The sequence below is a fragment of the Algibacter sp. L3A6 genome (assembly GCF_009796825.1).
In the GTDB taxonomy this organism is placed as follows: Bacteria; Bacteroidota; Bacteroidia; order Flavobacteriales; family Flavobacteriaceae; genus Algibacter.
Window position 1 is genome coordinate 2,490,459 of the sequence record NZ_CP047030.1, and the last position, 12,385, is coordinate 2,502,843.

Below are 12,385 nucleotides of genomic sequence, written 5' to 3' on the forward strand. Positions count from 1 at the left end.
TGGGTGTTTATGTTAGGTTGGTGTGATCTTATCTTATCTTATATCTTAGTTAGGCAACATTGGAAATGAGCATTTTTAATCGAAAGACAAAAAAGAAACATATTGAACAATTTGGACTTAAAATAGCTGAATTGTTGGAATCTGAAATGCCTCAAATCCAAACGGTAATCGGACTTTCTAAAATTTACGGAATTAGTTTTATGCACAAACCGAGAGGGATTTATATTTTTCGTGGCTATAAACCAAAAGAGTTTGAGATTATAAATAGAAATCACAAGACCTGTTTCAATCTGACTGGAATTTCTGTTCTAAACAAAAAAGAAAACCTTTATCAACCGATTAAATTATATTATCAATCTGACGGATTGACCAAAATTGAAATAGAAAACCCAGAATATTTCCACAAAACTTATTACTTAAACCAAATTCAGAAAAGTGAAATCGAACTTGAGCATCTGAAAATGGAAAACCCTGACCAAAAGATAGCTGAAAAAATATTAAGATCGTTGACTAAAGAACAAATCGAACTTCTGGAATTGGACTACACATTTGAAATTGAATTTGATGAAAAACTATTTTACACAATTTTGGATATGGAAGACGGAAATTATGTAGCAATAGATAAAAAAGGAAAAGTATATCGACTAAATCACGACCACGAAGAAATGGTCAAACTTATAGCCAACAAACCTACAGATTTCTTTGAAATTTACAACGGACAAAAAAGTGAACTGGAAAATATTATGTATGAATAAAAACGTTGCCTAGCACTATATATAGCAAATTGGGCGATTAGTGTTTAAACCAAAAGTTATTGTCTATTTGCAAAGTCGCCAAATCTTTTGATTTGGTATTAAAAGAGAAAAATTAAAACAAAATAAAAAAAATGGCTTGTGGCTAAACTGAAAGTAACCGCTTATTTTCTGCCCAACTTGCCATATATTTAACGTTGTGAGCAAGCTAAAAAAACAGTATGAGAATAAATGGAATCACTTAAACTGATATTAAAATTAATTTTGACACCGTTTTTATCAGTTTCGATTCTGTTTTTTACTGAATCGAGTTTATTCTTATATCCATTGATTTTCAGCATAATATTGTCTTTGTCGAATTATAACTTATTCCGAATAGACTTGCCTATTGGAATCTTGTCAGGAATTGTTTATTCATATATAACTTTTTTTGTCGGATATTTTGGATACGCAGTTTTTTATAAAGCAATTGAATTAATTGGAATTGTAAATGATATTACAATCGGAGAATGGTTTTATACCGATTTGGCTTTTTGTATTGCTGTTTTTATCATAGCACCTTACTTAACTATGTATCTTCAAAAATTGCTTTTTAAAAACACTAAAACAAAATTAACTTATTGGATTATATCAATTACAACTGTAGGCTTCCCCTTTTTAGGACACCTCAAAATTCGACAAATAATTGTTATTTAGCCCCGATTTGATGAAGAATTTAAATTCTTCATCAAATCGGGGCATATATTCTTTAGGGGATTTATTTCCTAGAGATTTATGTGGATGGTTAAAATTATAGTCTTCTCTCCATTTGTCGCTTATCTTTTGCAATTGATATTTGTCATTGAAGTAATAAGCATCTAGTATATCTTCTCTAAAGAATCGATTAAAGCGTTCTATGTATCCGTTTTGCATTGGTTTTCCAGGTTGTGTATATTTAATTTCAATAAAGTTTTTTTCACACCATAAAGGTTTTAGAGATAAATTCTGGTCCGTTATCACATCTTATATATTTAGGTGCGCCTATTTCCTCTTTTAAGCATTCTAGTGTTTATACTACAGCTCTGGCTGGATATGATAATCCTGCTTCAATGGCTAATGCTTCTCGATTACAGTCGTCAATAACGTTAAATACGCGCACTTTTCTACCATCGGTAAGTGCATCACTCATAAAGTCCATACTCCAACATTCATTGAGCTGCTTAGGTGTTTCCAAAGGTTGTTTTACACGTTTTACTAAACGCTTTTTGTGCTTACGCCTTAAGCTTAATTTCATATCCCTGTAAATGCGTAGCACTCGTTTTCTATTCCATTTTAAGCCTTCACGACGGATTTTGTGATAATACTCATCAAAGCCCCTTTGTGGATATGATTCCGCAAGATATGTGAGTTTATCAATGACTTCGCTGTCATCTTTCTTGCTCTGATAGTACCACATCGACCTACTTAATCCTACAACCTTGCAGGCACGTACAATAGGCACAGTAAACTCTTTAACAAGATATTTGACACGAACTCGCTTGTCGGAAGGCTTTAGAACTTTTTTGACAAAACGTCCTTTAGCATCTTATTATCCAGACTGACGTCTGCATACATCTGTTTGAGTCTATTATTTTCCTCTTCAAGCTCCTTCAGCCGCTTAAGCTGTTGTTGTTCCATACCGCCATACTTCTTACGCCAGTAATAAAACGTGCTCTTATCTATTCCTAAGGCTCTGGATAAATCACCTACAGATCTTCCTTGTTCGTTTTCTTTGAGAGCTTTGATTATCTGACTCTCGCTAAATTTGCTGTTTTTCATTGTGACAGTTTGAGTTTAAAGTTAATAAATTCGAATTTATAACTGTCCTATTTTTAGGGAAGCCTACAATACTTAATTATTTTTTTATCAAAAATAAATATTTAAACTTTATTATTTACTAACTAGGCGAAAAATGAAATAATAGATACTGATAGAGAGTTGGAAGTCTGAAAATAAAGTCTCACAATGTAAAACGCATGGCTTATTAACCAAAAGGGAATTACTAGTTTTGCTTTATGAGCTGTGTATAAGATAAAAACGAAAAACCCAAAACAGTAAAGTTTTGGGTTTTTCTAGCTATTAATCAACTTCCACTAACACATAAGTGAAGAATCTTAATAACTAAGACGTAGAAAAGTCATTTATATTTCATGAGCATCTAAAATTTAACAAATTTTAACGTATTGACTATAAGTAACTAAAGCTCGAGCGTAAACTCGAGCTTTTTATTGAATAACAACCTAATTGTTACGGTTTTTGTAATGTGAAGACGACTAACTCTAAATAATTATATTCGTATTTGGTTGTATATCTGTAATATAACGAATTCTGTTTAGTTTTATTTTACAAAATTGTATTTTTTTTCAAATAAAATAATAAGGCTTTAAGTTAGTCAAACATATTTTTTATATTAATAACTTAATAAGTCTGTAAGAATAGCGCGTGTTTTATTAAACGAAAGGAAGTTTTGATAACAACGTCTAAATACATATAAAAACAAATAGAAATGAGTAAAAAAACATTAGTAATAGGTGCATCATTAAAGTCATCTCGATATTCCAATATGGCTATCAATAAACTGGTAACACATAAACACGAAGTAGTAGCTATTGGTTTAAGGGAAGGGACAGTGGCAGGTATTAATATTGATACGGAATTAGTACCATATGCATCTATAGATACCGTAACGCTATATTTAAACCCTAGCCGACAAGAGCCATATTTTAATTATATAATTAACTTAAACCCGAAGCGTGTTATTTTTAATCCAGGTACAGAGAATCCTGAATTTTATAAACTTTTAGAACAAAACAATATTAACGTTGAGGTTGCTTGTACTTTGGTGCTCTTGTCTATTAAACAATATTAAGCTTCGCTTTTTTTAGAGATAAGGAATAGTCCAATAAAAGTTAATAAGCCATTTATTATTAAAAGCTCGTATCCAATAATATAACCGCCAATATTTTCGGCAGGAATGTTGCCTATAATAAAAGATAGTGCTAAGGCTGCTAATGCAACAACCCAAACCAATTTATCTTTAATAATTCGTTTGGTGAAAATTCCAAAAGCGAATAGACCTAAAAGAGGTCCATAAGTATAGCCAGCAACTTTTAGCAAGTTGTCTATAACGTTGCTGTCTAGCACGTATTTAAAAATCACGATAACTATTATAAGTAAAACGCTCATTAATATGTGTATACGTTTTCTTAAGCTTTTTTGCGTGTGGGCTTCTCGTTTTTCAATCCCTAAAAAATCTACACAAAACGATGTCGTTAGTGAGGTTAATGCCGAATCGGCACTACTATAAGCAGCAGCAATTAAACCTAGTAAAAAGAAAATAGCTAAGCTTATACTCAATCCGCCATTAAGTGCTATTTCAGGAAAAAGTAAATCGGTTTTTACTTTACCGTCTAGCATAGGTGTGGCAATGTTATGTTTTTCGGCATAAATAAATAATAGAGCGCCAAGTAGAAGGAAAACAAAATTTACTACAATTAATACTGAAGCAAAAGACAGCATGTTCTTTTGGGCGTCTTTAAGGGTTTTACAACTCAGGTTTTTTTGCATCATATCTTGGTCTAAACCAGTCATGCAAATAGCGATAAACATACCGCCTAAAAACGATTTTATAAAGTGGTTTTTAGCTAAAATAGAATCGGTAAACATAATTTTGTTGTACTTCGTTAATTCTTCCGAAGCTAAAAAATCTGCAAAACTCCAATTCAACTCATCTGTAATTAGATATACAGCTACTACTAGCGCAGTAAGCATAAAAAGTGTTTGTAAGGTATCTGTCCATATAATGGTTTTTATACCGCCTTTAAAAGTGTACAGCCAAATAAGTAATATGGAAATACTTACTGTTACAACAAACGGAACTCCGTAAGCATCAAAAACAAATTTTTGTAAAACAATAGCAATTAGATATAATCGGAAAGCAGCTCCTAAAACACGAGAAATAAAGAAGAAAAAGGCGCCTGTTTTATAACTCACGGTTCCAAATCTACTTTCTAAATATTGATAAATGGAAATAACATTGAGTCTATAGTAAATGGGCATAAGTACAAATGCGATTACCAAATAACCAACGAGATAACCAAAAACGACTTGCATATAACTAAATTGCGAACCGGCAACCCAGCCAGGAACAGAAATAAAAGTAACTCCAGAGAGCGATGCGCCAATCATTCCAAAGGCTACTAAGTACCAAGGAGCCGATTTGTTAGCTTTAAAAAAGGCATCGTTGCTGTCTTCTTTTCCTGTAAAATAAGAGATTAAAATTAATACGCCAAAGTAAGCAGCGATTAGTAAAAGTATTTGTGTAGCCGTCATTTAAAATTAAATTTCAAGTTTCAAAATACGAATATTAAACATCAAAAAACAAGTGCAAAAGATGTTATTTAAAAGTGTGCGTGAAAATTAGCGAAATTCCGTGCTAAATAGTAAATTCGCAGCCATGGAATTTTCTTCGAAATTATTAGAACGTGCTGTAAATGAGATGTCTCAATTGCCAGGTATTGGTAAGCGTACTGCATTGCGTTTAGTTTTGCATATGTTAAGGCAACCTAAAGAACAAACTATTGGTTTGGCCGAAGCATTAAAGACGATGCGTAATGATATAAAATTTTGTAAGTCTTGCAATAATATTAGCGACGTAGCGTTGTGTGAAATATGTTCTAATCCTGGGCGTAATGAAGCTATGATTTGTGTGGTTGAAGATGTGAGAGATGTAATGGCTATTGAAAATACAAGTTCGTATAAAGGGCTGTATCATGTATTAGGCGGGAAAATTTCTCCAATGGATGGTATTGGTCCTCACGATTTAAATATAGAATCTTTGGTTAACAAAGTGAAAGAAGGGAAAGCTAAAGAACTTATTTTTGCATTAAGCTCTACCATGGAAGGTGATACTACAAACTTTTATATTTATAAGCAAATTCAGGATTACGATGTGTTTACATCTACTATTGCAAGAGGTATTTCGGTTGGCGACGAATTAGAGTATGCCGATGAAATTACACTTGGGCGTAGTATTGTAAATAGAATACCATTTGAATCATCCTTAAAACTATAAACCTTAGTACTTGAAGCTCTCAATAGTTATTTTAAATTATAATGTGCGTTACTTTTTAGAGCTAGCTTTAAAAAGTGTAGAAGCAGCAATTTCTGATATTGATGCCGAAATTATTGTAGTTGATAATGACTCTAGTGACACAAGTTGTCAAATGGTGAAAACCATATTTCCTAAGGTTAAACTTATTGAGAATAAAGAGAATTTTGGTTTTTCAAAAGGAAATAATATTGGTGTCGCCGCCGCTCAAGGCGAATATATTTGCATTCTAAATCCGGATACTGTTGTAGCAGAAGATACTTTTGTGAAGCTTCTAAAGTTTGCAGAAACTAAATCTAAGCTAGGTATTGTTGGTTGTAGATTAATGAATGGGAGTGGTACATTTTTACCAGAAAGCAAACGAAATATTCCAACGGTAAAAGTTTCATTAAAAAAGATATTAGGTAACTCTCAAGATTATTATGCTAATCATTTATCTCAAGAAGATCATGGTGAGGTTAATATATTGGTAGGTGCTTTTATGCTGATCAAAAAAAGTGTTTATAACACTGTTGGTGGTTTTGATGAAGATTACTTTATGTACGGTGAAGATATAGATTTGTCATATAAAGTACTAACGGCTGGGTATAAGAATTACTATTATGGCGAAACTACAGTGGTTCACTTTAAAGGTGAAAGCACTTTAAAAGATCGCAATTATGCGCGCCGATTCTTTGGTGCTATGCAAATTTTTTACGAAAAGCACTTTAAGCAAAACCTTGTATTCGACATAGTTGTTTGGTTGGGTATTAAATTGGCTTTTATTTTTAGAAAAAGAAATAAAAAAACATATAAAGCTATTTCAGAATTTGTGTTTGTTTCAAATGTCATGAATAAAGCCTTGGAAGCTAAATTACCTATAAAGTTAAGTTTTGAAGATCAATTATCTTCAATTGAACATAATGCTGAGGTGATTTTCGATGCGAACACAATGACATATAAAGATATTATTGAATTTATTAAAACCTCTGATAAAGAGTTAACTTATAAAATATTACCAAACCAATCTAATTTTATTTTGGGTAGTAATGATGGATTTAGTCAGGGAGAAGTTATAATTTTATAATAGTATTATGAGATTTATTTAAGGAATTTGCTGATTTTTCATTAATTTTGCAGTCTAAATTTAAAAAACAAGTATTTTATTATTAATATGGCAAAGTTTGAACTAAAGTTACCTAAAATGGGAGAAAGCGTTGCTGAGGCAACAATTACCTCTTGGTTAAAAGAAGTTGGAGATACTATCGAATTAGACGAGGCAGTTCTTGAAATTGCTACCGATAAGGTGGATAGCGAAGTCCCGAGTGAATTTGAAGGTGTTTTAGTAGAAAAGTTTTTCAATGTTGATGATGTTGTTCAGGTAGGTGAGGTTTTAGCAATAATTGAAACTGATGGTGATCTTGAAGGTGCTAGTGATACTGCAACGGCTTCTACGAAAGTAGAAGATACAGAGCAACAAGCTGCCGAACAAATAGAGCAAACTATAAGTATAGCTAAAGAAACTGTAGCTCCGATAGTTTCTAATGAAACGCGTTTTTATTCGCCGCTAGTTAAAAATATAGCAAAAGCAGAAGGAATCTCTCAAGAAGATTTGGACGCTATTGTTGGTACGGGTAAAGATAACCGAGTTACAAAAACAGATATATTAAATTATATTGATAATAGAGGTGCAACTCCGGTTGTGAATAATATTAAAACAGAAACTCCTGTTGCTGCAAAGTCGGAAACTGTAAAACCAAAAGAAGCTGCTAAATCAGTTGTCTCTAATGGTGAAGATGAAATTATTGAAATGACTAGGATGGGTAAATTAGTTGCGCACCATATGCAAGCGTCAATTCAAACTTCTGCACATGTACAAAGTTTTATAGAAGCCGATGTTACTAATGTTTGGAATTGGAGAAAGAAAGTTAAAGATGGCTTTATGAAACGTGAGGGTGAAAACTTAACGTTTACACCTATTTTTATGGAAGCTATTGCAAAAGCACTTCGTGACTACCCAATGATGAATATTTCATTACAAGGTGATACTATAATAAAGAAGAAAAATATAAATCTTGGTATGGCAGCTGCTTTACCAGATGGAAACTTAATTGTACCTGTTATTAAAAATGCCGATCAGCTTAATTTAGTTGGCATGACAAAACAGGTAAACGATTTAGCAAACAGAGCACGATTAAACCAACTTAAGCCAGACGATGTGCAGGGCGGAACTTATACAGTTACTAATGTTGGAACCTTTGGTAGTATTATGGGAACACCTATAATTAACCAGCCACAAGTTGGTATATTAGCCTTAGGAGCTATTAGAAAAGTACCTGCAGTTATCGAAACTCCTGAAGGTGATTTTATTGGTATTCGTTACAAAATGTTTTTATCTCACTCTTACGATCATCGTGTTGTTAATGGCGCTTTGGGAGGTATGTTTGTAAAAGCTGTTAGCGATTACTTAGAAGCTTGGGATATAAATAGAGAAATATAAGCGTCTACTTATTGTAGTTGTTTATAGTATCTATAAGTGCGGTTTTTGTAGTTATATTGGTGTAAATAGACTCCTTTATTTTAAGTATAAAAACCGCGTTTTGAATATCGTAATTTGCTTGGCCTGCTTTTTTTAATAGTTTTTCTAGTTTTTGCTGATCTTCTGTAATGTCTTTAGTTTTAAACGCTATTTGGTAAGCGCTAAATAAACTTTTGGCTTCGTTACATAACTCGCAATTTTCTGATTCAAAAATGGTGATGTCTTCGGTTTTTAAAGCTTCGTCTATATTTATTTGGATATCATTAAAATCTTTACGGAAATTTAAGCTTTGGCTAATTTTATTTACAATAAACTGCTCTTTATAGTCACCCGGCTGATCACTAAGTTTTATAAGTGTAATTAAGTGAGTTTCGCTGTTGGCAGGAATAACTTGTAGTACGGGCCTGTTGCTGCTTCTTCTGTAATCTTCGGTTTCTATGCGTAAAAAAACGGAATAGCTTACAGAGTCGCTGTTTTTGGCAAAAAACTCTAAACGCTTACCGTTTTGTTTTTTAACAAGTTCTACGTTTTCATTCTTTGTTTGCTGAGCAAAACTGAGGCAAGAAATAAAAAGTAATACAATAAAAGAATATGCTGTTTTGTGATTTCTATTCATAGTATGAACAAATTTAAACAAATTTTAAAAGTATATTTGTAAAAATATTTAATTAAAAATGAAGTTAAACCTTACAAAACCCATTTGTTTTTTCGATTTAGAAACTACAGGGATTAATATATCTAAAGACCGCGTAGTCGAAATTTCTATTCTTAAAGTTTACCCTAATGGAAATAAGGAAAGTAGAACTTGGTTAGTGAATCCGGAAATGACCATACCACAAGAGGTTATTGAAATTCATGGTATTAGTAATGAAAAGGTTGCTAATGAGCCAACCTTTAAAGAGTTGGCCAAGGATATTTATGGTATGATTAAAGATTCGGATTTAGGAGGATTTAATTCTAATAGATTTGATATTCCTTTATTAGCTGAAGAATTGTTGCGTGCCGATATCGATTTTGATATGAAAAGTAGCTTGGCTGTAGATGTGCAAACTATTTTTCATAAAATGGAACAACGCACATTAAGTGCTGCTTACAAATTTTATTGTAATGAAAACCTGGAAGGTGCACATAGCGCCGAGGCAGATACTAACGCGACTTATGAAATTTTAAAAGCACAACTAGATCGATACGACGAGTTGGAAAACAGTACTAAGTTTTTAGCTGAATTTAGCTCGAGAAATAAATTTGCTGATTTTGCAGGTTTTATAAACTATAATAAAGAAGGTGTAGAGTGTTTCTCTTTCGGAAAGCATAAAGGAAAATTAGTAACCGATGTTTTAGAGCAGGAGCCAGGTTATTTTGGTTGGTTGTTAAATGCCGATTTTCCGTTGTACACTAAAAAAGTGCTTACCGGAATTAAGTTACGTAGTTTAAATACGAAGCTTTAAAAAAGGAAGGTACTAGAAGTTGGAGTTTAGAAGAGAGACTGAAGTTTATATTGTGAAAAGGTAGAATTGGAAATAATATTTAGGTAATCGAGGGGGTACTTTTGAATACTTTATTAAGAATCTAGCTCACTGAAAACGGCGACTGAAAACTGAATTACTGAATACTGCGTTAGGGATTGCAGAGAAAAGCCCACAGCCCGACGAAGGAGGTGCGAGGACTTGTAGCGTAAAGCCCGACCCGCTAGGGTAACGCCCAAATTAAAATTTATTAAGCATGAAACTTATTTGCATAGGCCGTAATTATACTGAACATATTGAAGAGTTGAATAATGAAAAGCCAACAGATCCGGTGGTATTTTTAAAACCAGACACGGCAATTTTACTAAAAAAACAGCCATTTTTTATTCCTGATTTTTCTGATGATGTACATTATGAGGTTGAGGTTTTGGTAAAAATAAATCGTGTAGGAAAGCATATTGATAGAAAATTTGCACACAAATATTATCAAGAAATTGGATTGGGTATAGATTTTACAGCACGCGATTTACAAGCCAAATTAAAAGCGAAAGGTTTGCCTTGGGAGAAAGCAAAAAGTTTTGATGGAGCGGCTGTTATTGGTGATTGGATTCCTGTTGAAAAGGTTGAAAATGTCGATGACATAAATTTTTCTTTAAAAAAGAACGATTTTATTGTGCAAAATGGAAATACGAGCCTTATGTTGTGGAAAATTGATGAATTAATAGAATATGTGTCTAAATATTTTACTTTAAAGATAGGAGATATTATATTTACGGGAACGCCTGCTGGTGTAGGAAAAGTAAATGCAAACGACAAACTAAAGGGATTTATAGAAGATAAAGAATTATTTTCAATAACAGTTAAATAAATGGAACAACACTACAAGTTATTTAGAGTAAGAGAGCTAGCAGACAATGACGAAAGTTTTATTGCGGCGCTTGCCGAAGCATTTTTGGAAGAAGTACCGGAAGATGCAGAACGCTTAAAAAAAGCGGTTGCCGAGAAAGATTATCAAGAAGCTTATCAGGCAGCACATAAAATGAAACCAACAATTGATTTATTTGAATTAGGTGTACTTGATACCTTAATTGAAGTACAAGATTGGGGGAAATTTACTAAAAAAGAATTGGATGTTACCGGACAACTTAATACCGTGATTACCGCAGTAGAGAGTGCCGTGGCTGAAATTAAGGCAGATTTTAATTTATAGCTTATGTTAGCAGAAATTATTACCATTGGAGACGAGCTGCTTATTGGGCAAGTAATAGATACTAATTCTGCTTATATTGGCAAGCAACTTAATAAAATTGGAGTTTCGGTGTACCAAATTACATCTATTCAAGATGATAAGGAACATATTCTTCAGGCCTTTAAAGATGCTGAAAGCCGCGTAGATGTTATAATAATTACCGGTGGTTTAGGGCCAACAAAAGACGATATTACCAAAAAAACAATTGCCGAGTATTTTAATGATACTTTAATTAGAGATGATTCGGTAGAGAAAAACATACAAGATCTTTGGCATAAATACGTACGCCAAACATTATTACAAGTTAATTTAGATCAGGCGCTGGTGCCATCTAAGGCTACAGTTTTAATGAATACTTTGGGTACAGCGCCTGGTATGTGGATGGAGAGAAATAACAAAGTTTTTGTTTCATTACCTGGTGTGCCTTTTGAAATGGAAGGCTTAATAGACCGCGAAGTGGTACCACGCATTAGAGATAAATTTGATTGTCCTTATATTTTACATCGTACCCTTTTAATTTTTGGTTTAGGTGAAAGCACTTTAGCTGCGAGAATTGAAGATTGGGAAGATGCACTACCTCCTGAAATTAAATTAGCATACTTACCAAGTTTAGGGAATATGCGCTTGCGATTATCATCTAAAGGTTTTGATAAGAGTAAAGTAATAAGTGAGGTACAGAAACAAATTGATACCCTTATTCCTTTAATTAAAGAAGAATTTGTAGGTTTTGAGGAAGATGATGCTTCAATTGAAGCTATAATTGGAAAACAACTTACCAAAATAGGTAAAACTGTAGCTACAGCAGAAAGTTGTACAGGTGGTAAGATTGCCGAACGTTTTACGGCAAATTCTGGTGCTTCGGCATATTTTAAAGGAAGTGTAGTGAGCTATGCAACCGAATCTAAAATTAATATTTTAGGTGTTTCTAAAGAGGCTATAGATGCCGATTCTGTGGTTAGTGCAAAAGTAGCAGAATCTATGGCGAAACATGTTTTAGAATTATTTGATGTCGATTTTGCAATTGCTACAACAGGTAATGCAGGACCAACAAAAGGTGATTCTGATGTTGAAGTAGGAACAGTTTTTATTGCGATCGCGACAAAAACTAGAGTTTATTCAGAAAAATTTATGTTAGGCAATTTGAGATTAAAAGTAATAAATAAGGGGGCTAACAAGGCTTTTGAAATGTTATTGAAAGAAATTTTTAAAAATTGATAAAAAATTGGTTGTCATACCGTAAAGATTTTATATATTTGCACCTCGATTTTAAGC

Annotated in this window: 11 protein-coding genes and 1 pseudogene; 9 read left to right on the plus strand and 3 right to left on the minus strand. The window is 32.9% G+C overall.

Features of this window, described 5'->3' with window-relative positions; all coding sequences use genetic code 11:
* Positions 1-65: 65 nt before the first annotated feature.
* A complete protein-coding gene (locus GQR98_RS10505) occupies positions 66-755 on the plus strand; it encodes a hypothetical protein (protein WP_159019456.1) in 690 nt (229 codons plus the stop codon).
* Between the two features lie 654 nt (positions 756-1,409).
* On the opposite strand, the pseudogene GQR98_RS19350 reads toward GQR98_RS10505, so the two are convergent.
* Positions 1,410-2,549 (minus strand): annotated as a pseudogene (locus tag GQR98_RS19350) (IS3 family transposase).
* Between the two features lie 727 nt (positions 2,550-3,276).
* Between GQR98_RS19350 and GQR98_RS10515 the strand changes: the two are divergent.
* Positions 3,277-3,639, plus strand: a complete 363-nt coding sequence (locus GQR98_RS10515; protein ID WP_159019457.1) for a CoA-binding protein — start codon at positions 3,277-3,279, stop codon at positions 3,637-3,639.
* On the opposite strand, the gene GQR98_RS10520 is transcribed toward GQR98_RS10515, so the two are convergent.
* Complete coding sequence (locus tag GQR98_RS10520) at positions 3,636-5,102, minus strand: sodium:solute symporter (protein WP_159019458.1); 1,467 nt, start codon at positions 5,100-5,102, stop codon at positions 3,636-3,638. The two genes, GQR98_RS10515 and GQR98_RS10520, sit on opposite strands and share 4 nt — an antisense overlap.
* 124 nt (positions 5,103-5,226) lie before the next feature.
* Between GQR98_RS10520 and recR the strand changes: the two genes are divergently transcribed.
* The 3 genes from recR (at position 5,227) to GQR98_RS10535 (ending at position 8,359) form a co-directional block, all read left to right on the plus strand.
* The gene (gene recR, locus GQR98_RS10525; protein WP_042500083.1) at positions 5,227-5,844 is read left to right on the plus strand and encodes a recombination mediator RecR; all 618 of its coding nucleotides are present in this window, start codon (positions 5,227-5,229) and stop codon (positions 5,842-5,844) included.
* A 10-nt stretch (positions 5,845-5,854) separates the two neighbouring features.
* Positions 5,855-6,946 carry a glycosyltransferase family 2 protein gene (locus GQR98_RS10530; RefSeq protein ID WP_159019459.1) on the plus strand — a complete coding sequence of 364 codons (1,092 nt, stop codon included), beginning with the start codon at positions 5,855-5,857 and terminating at the stop codon, positions 6,944-6,946.
* Between the two features lie 87 nt (positions 6,947-7,033).
* A complete protein-coding gene (locus tag GQR98_RS10535) occupies positions 7,034-8,359 on the plus strand; it encodes a dihydrolipoamide acetyltransferase family protein (protein WP_159019460.1) in 1,326 nt (441 codons plus the stop codon).
* A gap of 4 nt (positions 8,360-8,363) precedes the next feature.
* Here the strand turns inward: GQR98_RS10535 and GQR98_RS10540 are convergent, their stop codons facing one another.
* Positions 8,364-9,014, minus strand: coding sequence for a glutaredoxin domain-containing protein (locus GQR98_RS10540; RefSeq protein WP_159019461.1), 651 nt, complete (start codon positions 9,012-9,014; stop codon positions 8,364-8,366).
* 58 nt (positions 9,015-9,072) lie between these two features.
* On the opposite strand from GQR98_RS10540, the gene GQR98_RS10545 reads away from it, so the two are divergent.
* From GQR98_RS10545 to GQR98_RS10560, 4 genes are all read left to right on the plus strand, one after another.
* Positions 9,073-9,846, plus strand: coding sequence for a 3'-5' exonuclease (locus GQR98_RS10545; RefSeq protein WP_159019462.1), 774 nt, complete (start codon positions 9,073-9,075; stop codon positions 9,844-9,846).
* A 274-nt stretch (positions 9,847-10,120) separates the two neighbouring features.
* A complete protein-coding gene (locus tag GQR98_RS10550) occupies positions 10,121-10,732 on the plus strand; it encodes a fumarylacetoacetate hydrolase family protein (RefSeq protein ID WP_159019463.1) in 612 nt (203 codons plus the stop codon).
* Complete coding sequence (locus GQR98_RS10555) at positions 10,733-11,074, plus strand: Hpt domain-containing protein (RefSeq protein ID WP_159019464.1); 342 nt, start codon at positions 10,733-10,735, stop codon at positions 11,072-11,074.
* Positions 11,075-11,077: 3 nt separating this feature from the next.
* Positions 11,078-12,328 carry a CinA family nicotinamide mononucleotide deamidase-related protein gene (locus GQR98_RS10560; protein WP_159019465.1) on the plus strand — a complete coding sequence of 417 codons (1,251 nt, stop codon included), beginning with the start codon at positions 11,078-11,080 and terminating at the stop codon, positions 12,326-12,328.
* Positions 12,329-12,385: the final 57 nt, after the last annotated feature.